Origin of the sequence: Streptomyces sp. 7-21, from assembly GCF_016741785.1 — a bacterium.
Lineage (GTDB): Bacteria > Actinomycetota > Actinomycetes > Streptomycetales > Streptomycetaceae > Streptomyces.
Window position 1 is genome coordinate 20,853 of sequence record NZ_JAERRL010000015.1, and the last position, 16,409, is coordinate 37,261.

Here is a 16,409-nt window from a genome sequence, read left to right on the forward strand (position 1 = left end):
GGTGCGAGACTTGGCCCATGAGTGCCGCGAGCGATGCCCCCCGTGTGCTGATCGTGGACGACGAGCCCGCCGTGAGGGAGGCCCTCCAGCGGAGCCTCACGTTCGAGGGCTACGCCACCGACACGGCCGTGGACGGCGTGGACGCGATGGCGAAGCTGGAAAGCGGCGGCACCCCGGACGTGGTCGTGCTGGACGTGCTGATGCCCCGCATGGACGGGCTCACCGCCGCCCGCCGCCTGCGCGCCGCCGGAAACCGGGTGCCCATCCTCATGCTGACCGCCCGTGACACCGTCGGCGACCGCGTCACGGGGCTCGACGCCGGGGCCGACGACTACCTCGTCAAGCCCTTCGAACTCGACGAACTCCTCGCCCGGATCCGCGCCCTGCTGCGGCGCAGCTCCTACGAACACGCCGCCGCCGGCACCGGGGGCGGCGGCAGCGGCGAGGAGGAGCGGCAGCTGGTCTTCGCCGACCTGCGGATGGACCCGCTCACCCGGGAGGTGAGGCGCGGCGACCGCGAGCTGGAACTGACCCGGACGGAGTTCACGCTGCTGGAGCTGTTCATGCAGCACCCGCGCCAGGTGCTGACGCGCGAGCAGATCCTGCGGACGGTGTGGGGCTTCGACTACGAGCCGGCCTCCAACTCCCTGGACGTGTACGTGATGTATCTGCGCCGCAAAACCGAGGCCCAGGGGGAGCCCCGGCTCGTGCACACCGTGCGAGGCGTGGGCTATGTGCTGCGCGACGGCCGGTGATGGGCAGGTTCTCGGCGCTGCCGCTGCGGACCCGGCTCGCGCTGCTGACGGCCGTGGCCGTGGCGCTCGCGGTGGCCGTGTGCGCCGTCGTGGCGTGGATCCTGGTCCGCCAGCAGCTGACGGCATCCCTGGACGAGCAGCTGCGCAAGGACCTCGATCCGATCGAGCACCGCCAGATCGTCGCGGGACTCCAGGAGGGCGACTGCCGCCCGGAGCCCCGGGAGCCCGCCGAGGGCATGATCTTCCAGTCCCGCTTCACGCTCCAGGTCGTCTGGGAGGCCGACAGCTGCATCTTCCTGGGCGCCGCCAGCGTCACGCCCTCCGACTCGGACATCCAGGTCGCCAACCGGCTCCGGCACGAGGCCGTGCACAACGCCACCGGTTCGGACGGCGAGACCTACCGCGTCCTGACGCGGCCGCTGAGCGGCACCACCAACGCCGCCGTGTCCATCGCGCGCCCCCTGGACGAGGTAACGGACCCGCTCAGGTCGCTCGCCCTGGTGCTCACCCTGGTCGCCGCGGCAGGGGTGGTCGGCTCGGCGGGCGTCGGCGTGGCGCTGGCGCGGGCCGGGCTGCGGCCGGTGGACCGGCTGACCGAGGCGGCCGAGCACATCGCCCGCACCGAGGACCTCAGCGTCCGCATCCCCGTGCACGGCGACGACGAGGACGAGATCGCCCGCCTGACGCGTGCCTTCAACTCCATGACCGCCGCGCTGGCTTCCTCCCGGGAGCTCCAGCAGCAGCTCATCGCCGATGCGGGCCACGAGCTGCGCACCCCGCTTACCTCGCTGCGGACCAACATCGAACTCCTCGCGCGCAGCGAGGCCACCGGGCGGCGGCTCCCGGAGGACGACCGGCGCCGCCTGCTGGAGTCCGTCACCGCGCAGATGAAGGAGCTGGCCGCCCTCATCGGCGACCTCCAGGAGCTGTCCCGGCCGGAGCCGGGGCCCGGCAGGCGGCTTGAGGTCGTCGCGCTGCATGACGTGACGCGCCGTGCCGTCGCCCGCGCCCGGCTGCGCGCCGGGGACACGCCGGTGCGGGATGACATCCAGCCCTGGTACGTGCGCGGTGAGGCGCCCGCGCTGGAGCGGGCCGTGGTGAACCTGCTGGACAACGCCGTGAAGTTCGGCGGCGGCGCCCCCGAGGGCGTGACGGTCGAGCTGCGCGGCGGCGTGCTGCGGGTGCGGGACCACGGGCCGGGCATCCCCGCCGAGGAGCTGCCGCACGTCTTCGAACGCTTCTGGCGCTCGCCCGGCGCCCGTTCGCTGCCCGGCTCGGGGCTCGGCCTGTCCATCGTCGCCCGCACCGTCCGCTCCTCCGGCGGCGACGTCGTCCTCCGCCCGGCCCCGGGCGGCGGCACGGAGGCCGTGGTCACCCTTCCGGGCGCTCCCACCCCGCCGCCGGGGGCCCCGGCGTGACCGCCCGCGGCCGGAGGCGGGCCGTCACCCTCTCTTCTGCTGCCGCGCCACCCTGTTCCGCCCTGGCGGCGACGGCAGCCTCGAAGCGTTCGTCGCTCGGAAACGGCACGGCGACGCCGCAGCTGCCGCCCAGACAGCGTCGTTCCCGGTTCTCCTCCTGGCGGGGCCGGAAGCCGGACAGCGGGAAGAGCGCCGTCTCGCCGTACTCGTTCTTCTCCACGAAAACACCTGGTCGCGCCCCACGTCCTCGCCGCCGCTGGTGGCCGAGCGGGCCCGCGTCGTGGGGCGTCAGCACGACCTGCCCGCGCGGACTGGTGGCCCGTCCTGATCAGACGGTACTGAGGGCCTCGTCGAGGAGGGCGCGGTCGGCGGGGTGGGTCAGGCGGGCGCGGGCGGCGGGCGGGGGGAGCCAGACGAGGGCGTCGATCTCGTCGCTGGGGCGGAAGGCACCGCCGGTGGCCTGGGCCGACCAGTAAGAGACCTCCTTGGGCCGCCCCCGCACCAGGTAGCGGGCGGTGGTCAGGGGAGTCACGAGGCGGCAGGTCATGCCCGTCTCCTCCGCGACCTCCCGCAGCGCGGCGGCCTCGGGCGTCTCGCCGGCCTCCAACTTGCCCTTCGGGTGCGACCAGTCGTCGTACTTCGGCCGGTGCACCAGCGCGATCTCGACGCCGCCCGGCGCGCCGGGGGCACGGCGCCACAGCACGCATCCGGCGGCCCGCACCAGTCCGCCGCCGGGCCCGTCAGCCTCCCTGGGCGGCACGCCGCTTCCTCCGGGCCTCGTCGATCAGCAGCTCCTGCACGTTGCGCAGCGGGCGCCCCTCGGCGTCCACGGCGTGGCGCGTCCACCGGCCGTCGGGCCCCAGGTGCCAGGAGGCGGTCCGGTCGGACGTGCCGGTGGCCAGCAGGCGGGTCAGGGAGGCGCGGTGGCCGGGATCGGTGACGCGCACCAGGACCTCGATGCGGCGGTCCAGGTTGCGGTGCATAAGGTCGGCGCTGCCCAGCCACACCTCGCTGTCGCCGCCGTTGGCGAAGGCGTACACCCGGGAGTGCTCCAGGAAGCGCCCGAGCACGCTGCGCACCCGGATCGTCTCCGACAGCCCCGGCACGCCCGGCCGCAGCGCGCAGATGCCGCGCACCCAGATGTCGACCGGCACGCCCGCCTGCGAGGCCCGGTACAGGGCGTCGATCACAGCCTCGTCGACCAGCGCGTTGAGCTTGATGCGGATGGCGGCCGGCCGCCCGGCGCGGTGGTGCTCTGCCTCGCGGCGGATCCGGGCAATCAGGCCCTCGCGCAGCGTGCGCGGCGCCACCAGCAGGCGGCGGTAGCTGTCGCGCCGCGAGTACCCGGAGAGCCGGTTGAACAGGTCGGAGAGGTCGGCGCCGACGTCCGGGTCGGCCGTCAGCAGCCCGAGGTCCTCGTACCGCCGGGCCGTCTTCGGGTGGTAGTTGCCGGTGCCCACGTGCGCGTAGCGGCGCAGCGTCTCGCCCTCCTGGCGCACGACGAGCGACAGCTTGCAGTGCGTCTTGAGGCCTATCAGCCCGTACACGACGTGGCAGCCCGCCTCCTCCAGCTTGCGGGCCCACTTGATGTTGGCGTGCTCGTCGAACCGCGCCTTGATCTCGACGAGCACCAGTACCTGCTTGCCGGACTCCGCCGCGTCGATGAGGGCGTCGACGATGGGGGAGTCGCCCGAGGTGCGGTACAGGGTCTGCTTGATCGCCAGCACGTCGGGATCGGCGGCCGCCTGCTCCAGGAACGCCTGGACCGACGTCGAGAACGAGTCGTAGGGGTGGTGCAGCAGCACATCCCGCTGGCGCAGCACCGCGAAGACGTCCGGCGCCGAGGCCGTCTCCACCTCCGCGAGGTCGCGGTGGGTGCCCGCGACGAACTTCGGGTACTTCAGCTCCGGCCTGTCCAGCGCGGCGATGCCGCACAGGCCCGTCAGGTCCAGCGGGCCGGGCAGGGAGATGACCTCGTCGTGGCTGATCTTCAGCTCCCGCACCAGCAGGTCCAGGATTTCCGGGTCGATGGACTCCTCGACCTCCAGGCGCACCGGCGGGCCGAAGCGGCGGCGCAGCAGCTCCTTCTCCAGAGCCTGGAGGAGGTTCTCCGCGTCGTCCTCCTCCACCTCGAGGTCCTCGTTCCGGGTGACGCGGAAGATGTGGTGCGCGAGCACCTCCATGCCCGGGAACAGCTCCTCCAGGTGTGCCGCTATCACGTCCTCTACCGGCACGTACCGCTGCGGGGACGCCTCGAGGAAGCGGGACAGCAGCGGCGGCACCTTCACGCGCGCGAAGTGCGTGTTGCCGCTGGCGGGGTTGCGCACCTCGACCGCGAGGTTCAGCGACAGGCCGGAGATGTAGGGGAACGGGTGCGCCGGGTCCACGGCCAGCGGCGTGAGGATGGGGAAGATGCGCTGGCGGAACAGCGAGAACAGCCGCGTCTGCTCGTCCTCGGTGAGGTCGGGCCACCGCAGCAGGTGGATACCCTCCCCGGCCAGCTGGGGCGCGACCGACTTGTGGAAGCAGGCGGCGTGCCGCGCCATCAGCTCGCGCGAACGGTGCCAGATCGTCTCCAGCACGGCGCGCGGCGGCTGCCCGGTCACCGAGCGCGTGGCGACGCCGGTCGCGATGCGGCGCTTGAGGCCTGCCACCCGCACCATGAAGAACTCGTCCAGGTTGCTGGCGAAGATGCTGAGGAAGTTGGCGCGCTCCAGCAGCGGGGTGTCCGGGTCCTCGGCCAGCTCCAGCACCCGCTCGTTGAAGTCCAGCCAGCTGCCCTCCCGGTCCAGGAAGCGGTCGGCCGGCAGCGGCGCCGCCGCGCCGGCGGCTCCGGGCGCGGCCGCGGGCTGGCGGCGCCCGGCCGCGTCCGCCGGGGGCGCCGGCGGCTCCGGCGTCATGGTGGTGCGCGGCGTGCGTGCGCTCCGTTCCGCTTCCTGGGGCATATCCCCATTCTTCCCCGTCCCGGGCAAACGCGGCATGTCCGAACGGTAGCGGTCAGCCCAGCGTTTGGCGGTGCTGCGGGCAACGCCGAAGTGCGCGGCCGCCCGCCGCAGCGACCATCCGTCCACCACGACGGCGCGGGCCAGCCGCGCGCGGTCGTCATCGCTCCACGGACGCCTCGGCCGCTCCATACGACCGAGGGTATGGGCGTCAGGTCTCCGTGCGGTACATGAGATCGGTCTCGTGCGTGCGGAAGCCGAGCTTCTCGTAGAGCCGCACGGCGGCGGTGTTGTCGGCGTCCACGTACAGCATCGCGGTCGGCAGGCCCCGCACGTCCGCCAGGTAGCGCAGGCCGACGGAGGTCAGCACCCGCCCCAGCCCCATGCCCTGCGCCTCGGGCGCCACCCCGAGCACGTAGACCTCGCCGAGCCGCTCCTGCGCGTGCACCTTCGTCCAGTGGAACCCGAGCAGCCGCTCGTCGGCGCCCTCGCCGGTGACGGCCAGGAAGAAGCCGTCGGGGTCGAACCAGTCCTGCGCCTTCCGGGCGTCGAGGTCCACCTGAGTGAGCGAGCCCTGCTCCGGATGGTGCGCGAACGCGGCGGCGTTGACCGCCAGCCAGGCGGCGTCGTCCGCGCCCGGCCGGAACGTCCGCACCCGCACGCCCTGCGGCGGCTCCGGCTCGTCGAGGGCGAGGCCGCCCAGCGGGCGCCGCAGCTGCCGCAGTTCACGGAAGAGCGTCAGGCCCAGCGCCTGCGCCAGGTGGCGCGCCGCCGGGTGCCCGCCGTGCGCCCACACGCGCAGCCGGTGCCCCGACTCGGCCAGCAGCCGCTCGCCCAGCACGCGGCCGTACCGCCTGCCGCGGTGCTCGGGGTGGACGACCAGTTCAGCGGACGGCGCCTCGACCGGGTCCGTGCCGTCCAGCTGCGCGTATCCGGCCAGCGCGCCGTCGACGCGCAGCAGCAGGTGCCGCACGCCGGGGCGCGCGCCCCCGGTGAGCAGCAGCCGCCCCTGCTCGGAGACGGCGCTCTGGCCGTCGGCACGGGCGGCTTCACCGATCAGGGCGAGGACGGCGTCCACGTCTCCCGCGTCGACCTCGTCGGTGACCTCGACGTCGCTGTTGGCTGCGCTCATGAGGGGAGGGTAACCGCCGTCGCGCATCTTCATCTTCTTGTCATGCCAGACCCCTGCCGCGCTACGCGCGTGGCGCCTAGGGTGCCCGCCATGCACGCAACGCAGGCGCGACGACGGACACGAGGACGGACACGAGGAAGGAAAAGAACGGCAGCGGCGGCCGTCGCGGCGGCCCTGGTGGCCACGCTCCCGGCGGGACAGGCCGCGGGCGACCCCCGGGGCGGGGGACACAGTGAGGGTCACGGTGGGGGACACGGTGGGGGACACGGCCGGACCGTGGACCTCCAGGTCCTGGCCATCAACGACTTCCACGGCGCGCTGGAACCCCCCACCGGCTCCTCGGGCCAGGTGACGCACGAGCACGAGGACGGCACCACCGAGCAGATCGACGCCGGCGGCGTCGCCTACCTGGCGAGCGCCCTGCGCGAGGCCCGCGAGGGCCAGCAGCGCTCGGTGACCGTCGCGGCCGGCGACTCGGTCGGCGCCAGCCCGCTGCTGTCCGGGCTGTTCCACGACGAGCCGACCATCGAGGCGTTCAACGAGCTGGGCATGGACGTGGCCGGCGTCGGCAACCACGAGTTCGACGAGGGCTGGGAGGAGCTGGTCCGCCTCCAGGAGGGCGGCTGCCACCCCGTGGACGGCTGCTACGCGGACGGCCGCGAGTTCGAGGGCGCCGGCTTCCCGCTGCTCGCCGCGAACGTCGTGGACGAGGACACCGGCGAGCCCGTGCTCGCCCCGTACACCATCGAGAACCTCCGGGGTGTCCGGGTCGGCTTCATCGGCGTCACCCTTCAGGGCACGGCCGACATCGTCACGCAGGAGGGCATCGAGGGCCTGGAGTTCCTCGACGAGGCCGAGACCCTCAACCGCTACACGGCCGAGCTGCGCGACCAGGGCGTCAACGCGGTCATCGCCCTGATCCACGAGGGCGGCTACCCCGCCTCCGAGGCGTACAACAGCGACTGCGACGCCGAGGGCCCCGGCTCCGGCATCTCCGGCCCCATCACCGACATCGCGGAGCGCACCGACGCGGGCGTGGACGTCCTCATCACCGGTCACACCCACGAGGCGTACGTGTGCACCCTCCCCGATCCGGAGGGCAACGACCGGCTGGTGACCTCGGCCGCCACCAACGGCCTGCTGTTCACCGAGCTGACGATGGAGTACGACCGCGGCACCCGCGACATCGTGAGGGCCTCGGTCGCGGGCAGCAACCGCGTCGTGGACCGGGAGCGCGAGCCGGCGGCCGACATGACCGAGCTGATCGCCTACTGGAGCGAGCTGGCCGCCCCGATCGCCAGCCGCCCCATCGGCTGGATCGCCGAGGACATCGCGGGCCGGGGCGCCGACACGGCCGAGACACCGCTCGGTGACCTGATCGCCGACGCCCAGCTCGCCCACGCCCGCACCCTCGACCCGGAGACGGACCTCGCGCTGATGAACCCCGGCGGCATCCGCGCCGACCTGACCTATGCCGACTCCGGCGGCGAGGGCGACGGCGTGGTCACCTACGGGGAGGCGTTCACGGTGCAGCCGTTCGCCAACACCGTGAACCTGCTGGACCTCACCGGCGAGCAGCTGCTGGCGGTCCTGCAGGAGCAGGTGTCCGGGGCGAACGAGGAAGCGCCGAAGATCCTCCAGCCGTCCGAGGGGCTGACCTACACCCTCGACCTGACACGCACCGGCGCCGAGCGGATCGTGGCCGACTCGGTGCGCATCGGCGGCGAGCCGCTGGACCCGTCGGCCGTCTACCGGGTGGCCGTCAACTCCTTCCTCGCGGGCGGCGGCGACGGCTTCGCCACCCTCGCCGAGGGCGCCAACCCGGTCGTCGGCGGCGACGACCTGGCCGCGCTGGAGACCTACCTCGCCGAGAACTCCTCGGCGCAGTCCCCGATGCCGGCTCCGGCCGCCGACCGCATCACGGTCGTGTCGTAGCCGGAGCGGCCCGCGCCACGGCGATGGCCGTCACGAGCAGGCCGCGCCGCGCCACCCAGCGGCCGGTGAAGCCGGACAGCCGGACGCCGTCCACGACCGGGCCGGGGACCAGCAGCCTCGCCGTGAAGCTGCCGGTCTCCGGCCCGCGGCCGTTCCCGGTCCGCGCGCCGCTGCCGCCGTCGTCGTCGGCGTCGTCGTCGGGCCGCAGCGTGACAGCGGCCTCCTCGAAGTCCAGCCAGGCCCGGGTGAGCGGGAACCACGCCTTGTACACGCTTTCCTTGGCGCTGAACAGCAGCCGCTCCCAGCTGACGCCCGGCCAGCGCGCGGCCAGCTCCTTCAGGGCGGGCCGTTCCTCTGGTAGCGAGATGACCTCCAGCAGTCCCTCGTTGGGCAGCGGCTCGTCCGGCTCGGCGTCGATGCCGACCGAGGCCAGGGCGTCCGTGCGCGCCACGGCCGCGCCCCGGTAGCCGAGGCAGTGCGTCATGCTGCCGGTGAAGCCGTCGGGCCAGGACGGGGCGCCGCGCTCGCCCGGCAGCAGCGGCACGCGCGGGCCGCCGAGCCGCGCCAGGGCGTCGCGCGCCAGCGCCCGGACCGTGGTGAACTCGCGCCGCCGCTTCTCGACGGCCTTGGCCACGTGCCGCTCCTCCTCGGGGAAGAGGAACGGCTCGGCCGCCTCGTCCCCGAACGCCTCCCGTGCCGCGACAAGTCCGGGCAGCAGCCCGGCGAGGAGCCCTTCGCCGCCGCTCACCGGAAGCCTCCCGGCGACAGCGGGGCCGGGACGGCGGGCGGGAGGATCTGCACCGGCCGCCCCGGTACGGCCGGGCGCGGCTGCCACTCGCGCGGGTAGCCCAGGGAGACCTCCTGGTGCGGGATGCCGTGGTGCCACAGCAGGCGCGGGATGTGCAGGTGGCCGTAGACGACGCAAGAGGCGCCGTACCGCTCGGGCCAGTCGGCGGTCTCCTGGGTGCCGCACCACAGCGCGAACTCGGGGTACCGCAGCACGCGGGTGGGCTCGCGCACCAGCGGCCAGTGGCTGATGAGGACGGTCGGCACGCCCTCGGGCAGCTCGGACCGCAGCCGGGCCTCGGTGGCCTCCAGCCGGGCGCGGCACCAGGCCTGCCGGGTGGGGTACGGGTCGGGGTGGAGCAGGAACTCGTCGGTGCAGACCACGCCCGCCTTCTCGGCGACGGCCAGCGCCTCGTGCGTGGTGTGGGTGCCGGAGGGGCGGAAGCTGTAGTCGTACAGCAGGAACAGCGGCACGATCACGGCCGGGCCGCCGTCGCCCTCCCAGCGCGGGTAGGGGTCCTCGGGGGTGACGACCCCCAGGCCCCGGCACATCTCCACCAGGTGCCGGTAGCGGTCCTCGCCGCGCAGCGTGACGGGATCCTCGGGGACGGTCCACAGCTCGTGGTTGCCCGGCACCCAGATGACCTTGGCGAAGCGGCGGGCGAGGAGGCTGAGTGCCCACTCGATGTCGGCCGAGAGCTCGCCGACGTCCCCGGCGACGATCAGCCAGTCGTCGCTGGATTCGGGCACGAGTTCGCTGACGATCTGCCGGTTCTCGTCGTACCGGACGTGCAGATCGCTGATCGCTACGAGCTTCCCCACCGCAACTCCCGTCGTCGCACGGTTTCTTCACGCTACCTGAGGTCGGGACGCGAAATAACCTCAAGCTAGGTTGAGCTTGGCTGCGTACACTGCGCGTATGCGGATCGCCAAGGAACTCACCATCGGGCAGCTCGCGCGGCGCAGTGGCGTCGCTCCCTCGGCGCTGCGGTTCTACGAGGAGCAGGGGCTCATCTCCAGCCGCCGCACGCCGGGCAACCAGCGGCGGTACCGCCGCGACATGCTGCGGCGGGTGGCGTTCATCCGGGTGTCCCAGAACGTGGGCATGCCGCTGGCGGCCATCCGCGAGGCGCTGAACAAGCTGCCGGAGGGCCGGACGCCGACGCGGAACGACTGGGCCGTCGTCTCCGAGGGCTGGCGGGCCGAGCTGAACGCCCGGATACGGCAGCTGGAGCGGCTGCGGGACAACCTGACGGAGTGCATCGGGTGCGGGTGCCTGTCGCTGGACAGCTGCATGCTGGCGAACCCGTACGACGTCTGCGGCGACCACGGCTGCGGCCCCCGCCGCCTCCTGGAGGACCCGGCCCCGGAGCCCGCCGGGGGGCGGCGGTCTCCGGCCGGGGACTGCGCCGCCCCCGCCCAGCGGCAGCCGGCCTGAAGCCCGGCGGCGCGGTCAGAAGCCGCGGGTGCGCTTGGCGCCGCGCCGCCGGAACGCCGGGAACTCAAGCGGCGTCGTCAGCCCCGGCGTCCGGATGAACAGCCGGGCGATCTCACCTCCGAGGTTCACCCCGACGGCGATGGCGAGCGCCAGCGTCACGGCCCGCAGCAGGTACTCCATGCCCTGGTCCACGTCGCCCAGCGCGAAGCCCAGCAGCCCCAGGTAGAACGCGCTGCCCGGCAGCAGCGGCCCGATGGCGGCGGTGACGTACGGCAGCGATGACGCGAACCGGTACCGCGACAGCAGCTGGCCGAACAGCCCCACCATGCCCGCCGCCACCGCCGTCGCCGCGAACGGCGAGAGGTGGGCCACATCGTGCATCGAGCCGTAGACCAGCCAGGCCACGCCGCCGTTGAGGGTGGCGGGCAGGACCGTGCCCCGGTCCTGCTGGAGCAGCACGCAGAACGCCAGCGACAGCAGCAGCGCCGCGGCGAGCTGCACGGCCGGCCGCACCTCGCGCACCGTCGCCTCGGGATCGAGCGAGACGCCCGACGTCTCCGCCACGTACAGCACCGCCAGCACGCCGCAGACGATGCCGACGATCAGGTACACCACTTCCAGCAGGCGGGCAGAGGCCGTCAGGTAGTACCCGGTGAGCCCGTCCTGCACCCCCGCGACCAGCGCCCGCCCCGGGATCAGGGCGAACAGGCCACCGGTGATCATCGCGGCGGCCTCCGCCTTGCCGCCCCCGCTGGTATGCCCGGCGGCCCACAGCGAGCCGATGACCGCCGGGGCCATCGCCGCCGCCACGAACTGGTAGAACTCCGGCAGCCCGCGCCCGGACGCCACCCAGGCCAGCCGGTCGCCGATCATGGCGCCCAGCGCGGCCAGCAGGAACACCTGCCAGTCGCCGCCCACGAGCGTGCTGGCCGCCCCCGCCAGCAGCCCGCTGGCGCAGGTGAGCTGCCACTTGGTGTAGGGGTGGCGGTTGCGCCGCATGCTCGCCAGCCGCCCGTACGCCTCCTCCAGCGTGATGGCGTGCTCGGTGATGTCGGCGACGAGCTCGAAGACGGCCGCCAGCCGCGTGTAGTCGGTGCCGCGCCGCCGCACCGTGCGGCTGAGCGAGACCGGCGGGTCGACCAGGGACGGCTGGTGCGTCACCGAGATCAGGGTGAAGGTGACCGTGACCTCGCAGCGGTCGAGCCCGTAGGCGTGGGTGACGCCGTACATGGCGGCCTCCACGTCCTCGGCGCCCTCGCCGCCCGCCAGGAGCAGTTCGCCGATGCGCAGCGTCAGGTCGAGCACGCGCGGCACGGGCGGGGCCGCCTCGCCGTCCTCGCCGTCGCCGTCTCCGCGCGCCACGTACTCCGGCGCGGGACGCTCGGCGAGGGGCAGCCGGACGAGCGTGCGCATCCGGTCCTGCCACGGCATGCCCCGCGCGAACTTCGGCACGCCCCCCGCGGGAGTGAACTCGCTGCGCGGCGGAGCCGACGGAGGGAGCGTCAGGCCCTCGGGCACCGCGAACTCGGAGGTCGGTTCGTCCTCCGCACTGGACGGCGGTTCGAGGCCCTCGGGTACGGCGAAGCCCGAGGTGGTCGTCTGGACGTCCTGCTCCTCGTTCTCCCCTGCCACTGGTCGCTCCCTGAAAACGGTCCCAACCGCGAAGCATAGGATGATCGCACCGGAAGCGCTCAACGGGGCAGGGAACCGGGCAGCGGGCGCGGGCCGCTACTCCCCTTCTGCGAAGAGATGCGAGAAGGCGTCCAGGTTGCGGGTGGACTCGCCGCGCGAGGTGCGCCAGGCGTGCTCCTTGCGGATGGCGCTCGCGAAGCCCATCTCCAGCAGGGTGTTGAATGAGCCGTCGGCCTGCTCCAGCACGGTGCCGAGCACCCGGTCGATCTCCTCGGGCGTGACGGCGGCCAGCGGCAGCTTCCCGACCAGGTACACGTCGCCCAGCCGGTCCAGGGCGAATGCCACCCCGAACAGCCGGGTGTTCCGCTCCAGCAGCCAGCGGTGCACGGCCTCGTGGTTCTCGTCGGGGCGGCGGATGACGAAGGCGTTCACCGACAGCGCGTGCGTACCGACGATGAGGGAGCAGGTCGTCGACAGTTTGCGCGTGCCGGGCAGCGTGACCACGTAGTGCCCCGGGCCGGGGCTCTCCCATGCGGCGCCGGACTCCGCGAGTGCTTGTTCGATGACCTGACGGGGATCAGCCATGGGCCCGATGCTACGGCCGCGGCCGCGTGGCCGTGCTACGAGAAGTCGGTGTCCTTGGGGTGCCGGGGCGAGGCGTAGACCACCCACACCCGGCGCCGGTCGTGATCGACCAGGTAGCGCACCCGGCCGCCGCTGGTCACCTCGTACTCCCACTGCTCCAGCAGCTGCCCGTTGTGCCGGTGCACCGCCAGGTCCCCGCGCAGCCGGTGCTGGCGCAGCGGGTGCGCCCGGGAACACGGGTCCGTGCGCAGGGCCCGCAGACAGCGGCGGGTGTTCGCCAGGGCCAGGCGGCACAGCTCCTGCCAGCCCTTGACGGCCTCGCTTGTGCCGAACAGCACGTCCCATTCGTCGTCGGGCGGGGGGACCGTGACCCGGTCACCTCGCTTCGGCGTCACCCGTCGTTCTCCACCCGTCGGTCTTGCAGTGCCAACCGTGCCTAACAGTCGAGCGTTACCCGCCCGAAGTCACCCTCCGTGGGCTCGAGTGCCTCACGGTACTGCATGGGGTCCGCCTTGATGCGGGCGGTCGCCCGCCAGGACGCGATGACCTCCTGGGCGTGGCCGTCCCAGTTCAGCTCGGAGGCATCGGAGAGCGCCTCGGCCAGCTCGGTGGTGAACGCCCTGACGTCGCTGTCCGGCAGGTGCCGGATCCACGGGAAGACCTCGCGCATCGCGCGCAGCATGCTCGTCAGGCCGTCGTCCTGCCGCAGCAGCGCGAGGAAGACAGCGGCCGACGTGCTGAGATTCGCCTCGCGCTGCTCTTCGCGCTCGGCGGCGGTGAGATAGAAGTCGTCCGAGTCGCGGTGCGTGACCCGGACCCTGCCGAGGCGGGCGGCCCGCTCGGCGACCAGCCGGGGACTGCGGGAGAGGTCGGAGAAGGTCACCGTTTCCGTGCCGCTGATGCTCATCTGTCCATGGTACTCAGAATGCGTTCTGATGTCTGCGGTCGGCGAGGGCGCTGCCGTACGCCGCCAGCGTCTCCGCCGCCGTCGCGGCCCACCCGAAGCGGCGGGCGTGGCGGGCCGCCGCCGCACCCAGCCGGGCCGACAGGGCGGGATCGGCAGCGAAGCGGGCGAGCGCGGCGGCGTAGTCGGCCGGATCGTGCCCGTCGATAAGGAAGCCCGTGCCGCGGTCGCGCACCACCACGGGCAGCCCGCCCACAGCCGCCGCCACGACCGGCGTGCCGCACGCCTGCGCCTCGGCGGCCACCAGGCCGAACGACTCGCTGTACGACGGGACGACCAGCACGCTCGCGGCCCGGTACCAGTCCGCCAGCTCGTCCTGGCTGACCGGCGGGCGGAACCAGACGACATCGGCGATGCCCAGCCGCGCGGCCAGCTTCTGCATGCCCTCGGGCCGTGCCAGGCCGGAGCCGCTCGGCCCGCCGACCACCGGGACGACCAGCCGGTCCCGCAGCCCGGGATGCCGGTCCAGCAGCTCGCGCACCGCGCGCAGCAGCACGTCGGGTGCCTTCAGCGGCTGTATGCGGCCCGCGAACATCGGCACGAGTGCCTGCTGCGGCAGCCCCAGCCGGGCGCGGGCGGCCGCCCGGCCGTCGCCGGGGTGGAACCGCTCCAGGTTCACCCCGGGGTGCACGACCGCGATGCGGCGCGGGTCGGCGTCGTAGTAGCGCACCAGCTGCGCCGCCTCCTCCGCTGTGTTCGCGATCAGCCGGTCGGCGGCGCGCACGATCTGGGACTCGCCGATGACCCGCGAGGCCGGCTCGGGGGTGTCACCCTCGGCCAGCGCGGCGTTCTTCACCTTCGCCATGGTGTGCATGGCGTGCACCAGCGGCACGCCCCAGCGCTCCGCCGCCAGCCAGCCCACCTGGCCGGAGAGCCAGTAGTGGGTGTGCACCAGGTCGTAGTAGCCGGGCGGCTCCCCTGCCCACACCTGCGTGACGCCGTGCGTGAAGGCGCACAGCTGGGCGGGCAGCTCCTCCTTGCTGAGGCCCTCGTACGGGCCCGCGTCCACGTGCCGGACCAGCACCCCGGGGAACAGCTCGACCGCCGGGTCGAGCGCGGCGGATGTCGCGCGTGTGAAGATCTCCACCTCGATGCCGAGGGCCGCCAGCTGCCGTGCCAGCTCGACGACGTAGACGTTCATGCCGCCCGCGTCGCCGGTGCCCGGCTGATGCAGCGGCGAGGTATGCACGCTGAGCATGGCGACCCGGCGGATGTGTGGCACAAAGCCTCCTGACGTCGTACCTCCGGATGTACCTCCGGACAGGCCCCTCGGGCAGAACATGTGCGGGGCCCCGCGTCTTCCCGTGTTGCAGAACCGTTACGCTCGACCAATGCCCGAGGGCTACGTGACACGGGGGACGACGGGCCCCAACCGGCTGCGGCGCATGGACCGCTGGATCGCCGCCACCCACGCCGCAGCGCTGCGCCGCGCCGAGACGGCACCGCTGGCGGTGGACCTGGGATACGGGGCGGCGCCGTGGACCGCCGTCGAGCTGCTGGACCGGCTGCGCGCGGTGCGGCCCGACGTGCGGGTGACGGGGGTCGAGATCGATCCGGCCCGGGTGGCCGCCGCGCGGCCGTACGAAGCACGGCGGCAGGGGCTGGCGTTCGTGCGCGGCGGCTTCGAGCTGCCGCTGCCGGGCGGGGAGAAGCCGCTGCTGATCCGCGCGGCCAACGTGCTGCGCCAGTACGAGGCGGCGGAGGTCCCGGCCGCCTGGGAGCGGCTGCGCGGGCGGCTGGCCCCGCAGGGTCTGCTCGTGGAGGGCACCTGTGACGAGATCGGGCGGCGGCACGCCTGGGTCGCCCTGGGGCCCGAAGGGCCGCGCTCGCTGACCTTCGCGGCGCGGCTGGCGACCCTGGGCACGCCGTCCGACCTGGCGGAACGGCTGCCGAAGGCCCTCATCCACCGGAACGTGCCGGGGGAGCGGATCCACCGGCTGCTGGCCGACTTCGACCGGGCGTGGGCGGGTGCCGCCGGGTACGGCGCCTTCGGGGCGCGGCAGCGGTGGGCCGCCGCCGTGCGGTCGCTGTCGGGTGACTGGCCGGTCCTCGACGGCCCCCGCCGGTGGCGCCAGGGCGAGGTCACGCTCGCCTGGTCCTGCGTCGCGCCCTGGTAGGCCCCGCGGGCCGGGAGCTAGCGGGCCATGATCAGGCTCATGGCCTCCGAACGCGTCGCGGGGTCCCGCAGCTGGCCGCGCACCGCCGAGGTGAGCGTCTTGGCGCCCGGCTTGCGCACGCCCCGCAGCGTCATGCACATGTGCTCGCACTCGACCACGACGATGACCCCGCGCGGTTCCAGGATGCGCATCAGCGAGTCGGCGACCTGGGTCGTCAGCCGCTCCTGCACCTGCGGGCGGCGCGCGAAGACATCGACCAGCCGGGCCAGCTTCGACAGCCCGGTGATCTTGCCGCTGGTGGAGGGGATGTAGCCGATGTGCGCGTAGCCCACGAACGGGGTCAGGTGGTGCTCGCAGCTGCTGAGCACCTCGATGTCCTTCACCAGGACCATCTCGTCGTGGCCCAGGTCGAACGTCGTGGTCAGGACGTCCTCGGGCCGCTGCCGCAGCCCGGCAAAGATCTCCTTGTAGGCGCGCGCCACCCGGGCCGGGGTCTCGCGCAGCCCCTCGCGGTCCGGGTCCTCGCCCACGGCGATCAGCAGCTCGCGCACCGCGGCTTCGGCGCGCTTCTCGTCGAACTCACCGACCGCGTTGCCGCTGCCTGGCAGCGTCACCTGGTCCGTCATGCCGTCCTCGTTCCTGTTCGCACATATGTCCGCGCCCCTCACACTAAACGTGAGGGGCGCGGTGGGCATTCCGCTGGCC

The 16,409-nt window shown here is 73.5% G+C and carries 16 protein-coding genes and 1 pseudogene; 5 read left to right on the forward strand and 12 right to left on the reverse strand.

All coding sequences use genetic code 11. From position 1 onward, the window contains the following. Positions 1–17: 17 nt before the first annotated feature. Together JK356_RS18090 and JK356_RS18095 are read left to right on the forward strand one after the other, a co-directional pair. Positions 18–755 (forward strand): response regulator transcription factor, encoded by a 738-nt coding sequence (locus tag JK356_RS18090; protein ID WP_201869518.1) that lies wholly within the window; start codon positions 18–20, stop codon positions 753–755. Then, positions 755–2,173 carry a cell wall metabolism sensor histidine kinase WalK gene (locus tag JK356_RS18095; RefSeq protein WP_201869519.1) on the forward strand — a complete coding sequence of 473 codons (1,419 nt, stop codon included), beginning with the start codon at positions 755–757 and terminating at the stop codon, positions 2,171–2,173. The genes JK356_RS18090 and JK356_RS18095 overlap by 1 nt, the downstream gene beginning before the upstream one ends. A 328-nt stretch (positions 2,174–2,501) precedes the next feature. Here JK356_RS18095 and JK356_RS18100 read toward each other — a convergent pair whose 3' ends face one another. From JK356_RS18100 to mshD, 4 genes and pseudogenes are all read right to left on the reverse strand, one after another. Next, positions 2,502–2,933 carry an NUDIX hydrolase gene (locus JK356_RS18100; RefSeq protein WP_201869522.1) on the reverse strand — a complete coding sequence of 144 codons (432 nt, stop codon included), beginning with the start codon at positions 2,931–2,933 and terminating at the stop codon, positions 2,502–2,504. Next, positions 2,914–5,118 (reverse strand): RNA degradosome polyphosphate kinase, encoded by a 2,205-nt coding sequence (locus JK356_RS18105; protein ID WP_374100678.1) that lies wholly within the window; start codon positions 5,116–5,118, stop codon positions 2,914–2,916. Before JK356_RS18105 ends, JK356_RS18100 begins: the two co-directional genes overlap by 20 nt. A 54-nt stretch (positions 5,119–5,172) precedes the next feature. Beyond that, positions 5,173–5,307 (reverse strand): annotated as a pseudogene (locus JK356_RS22040) (helix-turn-helix domain-containing protein); the annotation flags it as partial. A 19-nt stretch (positions 5,308–5,326) separates the two neighbouring features. Next, on the reverse strand, positions 5,327–6,247 hold the full coding sequence (gene mshD, locus JK356_RS18110; protein ID WP_201869526.1) for a mycothiol synthase: 921 nt from the start codon (positions 6,245–6,247) through the stop codon (positions 5,327–5,329). A 90-nt stretch (positions 6,248–6,337) separates the two neighbouring features. On the opposite strand from mshD, the gene JK356_RS18115 reads away from it, so the two are divergent. Further along, a complete protein-coding gene (locus tag JK356_RS18115; protein WP_201869528.1) occupies positions 6,338–8,182 on the forward strand; it encodes a bifunctional UDP-sugar hydrolase/5'-nucleotidase in 1,845 nt (614 codons plus the stop codon). Here JK356_RS18115 and JK356_RS18120 read toward each other — a convergent pair. Then, a complete protein-coding gene (locus JK356_RS18120) occupies positions 8,166–8,930 on the reverse strand; it encodes a 4'-phosphopantetheinyl transferase superfamily protein (RefSeq protein ID WP_201869541.1) in 765 nt (254 codons plus the stop codon). The genes JK356_RS18115 and JK356_RS18120 overlap by 17 nt on opposite strands. After that, positions 8,927–9,790, reverse strand: a complete 864-nt coding sequence (locus JK356_RS18125) for a metallophosphoesterase (protein ID WP_201869543.1) — start codon at positions 9,788–9,790, stop codon at positions 8,927–8,929. The genes JK356_RS18120 and JK356_RS18125 overlap by 4 nt, the downstream gene beginning before the upstream one ends. Positions 9,791–9,887: 97 nt before the next feature. Between JK356_RS18125 and soxR the strand changes: the two genes are divergently transcribed. After that, positions 9,888–10,406 (forward strand): redox-sensitive transcriptional activator SoxR, encoded by a 519-nt coding sequence (gene soxR, locus JK356_RS18130; protein WP_201869545.1) that lies wholly within the window; start codon positions 9,888–9,890, stop codon positions 10,404–10,406. 15 nt (positions 10,407–10,421) lie between these two features. Here soxR and JK356_RS18135 read toward each other — a convergent pair whose 3' ends face one another. From JK356_RS18135 to mshA, 5 genes are all read right to left on the reverse strand, one after another. After that, a complete protein-coding gene (locus JK356_RS18135) occupies positions 10,422–12,038 on the reverse strand; it encodes a threonine/serine exporter ThrE family protein (RefSeq protein ID WP_201869547.1) in 1,617 nt (538 codons plus the stop codon). 96 nt (positions 12,039–12,134) lie between these two features. Beyond that, a complete protein-coding gene (locus tag JK356_RS18140) occupies positions 12,135–12,623 on the reverse strand; it encodes a YbjN domain-containing protein (protein ID WP_201869549.1) in 489 nt (162 codons plus the stop codon). A 35-nt stretch (positions 12,624–12,658) separates the two neighbouring features. Further along, on the reverse strand, positions 12,659–13,018 hold the full coding sequence (locus tag JK356_RS18145; protein ID WP_201869551.1) for a hypothetical protein: 360 nt from the start codon (positions 13,016–13,018) through the stop codon (positions 12,659–12,661). A gap of 41 nt (positions 13,019–13,059) precedes the next feature. Further along, on the reverse strand, positions 13,060–13,530 hold the full coding sequence (locus JK356_RS18150) for a DUF6247 family protein (RefSeq protein ID WP_201869553.1): 471 nt from the start codon (positions 13,528–13,530) through the stop codon (positions 13,060–13,062). A 13-nt stretch (positions 13,531–13,543) separates the two neighbouring features. Then, a complete protein-coding gene (gene mshA / locus JK356_RS18155) occupies positions 13,544–14,869 on the reverse strand; it encodes a D-inositol-3-phosphate glycosyltransferase (protein WP_201869554.1) in 1,326 nt (441 codons plus the stop codon). 49 nt (positions 14,870–14,918) lie between these two features. Between mshA and JK356_RS18160 the strand changes: the two genes are divergently transcribed. Beyond that, positions 14,919–15,704 (forward strand): class I SAM-dependent methyltransferase, encoded by a 786-nt coding sequence (locus JK356_RS18160; protein ID WP_201869556.1) that lies wholly within the window; start codon positions 14,919–14,921, stop codon positions 15,702–15,704. Between the two features lie 17 nt (positions 15,705–15,721). On the opposite strand, the gene folE is transcribed toward JK356_RS18160, so the two are convergent. Continuing rightward, a complete protein-coding gene (gene folE, locus JK356_RS18165) occupies positions 15,722–16,330 on the reverse strand; it encodes a GTP cyclohydrolase I FolE (protein WP_201869562.1) in 609 nt (202 codons plus the stop codon). Positions 16,331–16,409 lie beyond the last annotated feature (79 nt).

Excerpts from the sequence above, each read along its gene's own strand:
- JK356_RS18090 (WP_201869518.1), top strand. The coding sequence starts at position 18 with ATGAGTGCCGCGAGCGATGCCCCCCGTGTGCTGATCGTGGACGACGAG.
- JK356_RS18095 (WP_201869519.1), top strand. The coding sequence starts at position 755 with ATGGGCAGGTTCTCGGCGCTGCCGCTGCGGACCCGGCTCGCGCTGCTG.
- JK356_RS18105 (WP_374100678.1), bottom strand. The coding sequence starts at position 5,118 with ATGCCCCAGGAAGCGGAACGGAGCGCACGCACGCCGCGCACCACCATG.
- mshD (WP_201869526.1), bottom strand. The coding sequence starts at position 6,247 with ATGAGCGCAGCCAACAGCGACGTCGAGGTCACCGACGAGGTCGACGCG.
- JK356_RS18115 (WP_201869528.1), top strand. The coding sequence starts at position 6,338 with ATGCACGCAACGCAGGCGCGACGACGGACACGAGGACGGACACGAGGA.
- soxR (WP_201869545.1), top strand. The coding sequence starts at position 9,888 with ATGCGGATCGCCAAGGAACTCACCATCGGGCAGCTCGCGCGGCGCAGT.
- JK356_RS18140 (WP_201869549.1), bottom strand. The coding sequence starts at position 12,623 with ATGGCTGATCCCCGTCAGGTCATCGAACAAGCACTCGCGGAGTCCGGC.
- JK356_RS18150 (WP_201869553.1), bottom strand. The coding sequence starts at position 13,530 with ATGAGCATCAGCGGCACGGAAACGGTGACCTTCTCCGACCTCTCCCGC.
- mshA (WP_201869554.1), bottom strand. The coding sequence starts at position 14,869 with ATGTTCTGCCCGAGGGGCCTGTCCGGAGGTACATCCGGAGGTACGACG.
- JK356_RS18160 (WP_201869556.1), top strand. The coding sequence starts at position 14,919 with ATGCCCGAGGGCTACGTGACACGGGGGACGACGGGCCCCAACCGGCTG.
- folE (WP_201869562.1), bottom strand. The coding sequence starts at position 16,330 with ATGACGGACCAGGTGACGCTGCCAGGCAGCGGCAACGCGGTCGGTGAG.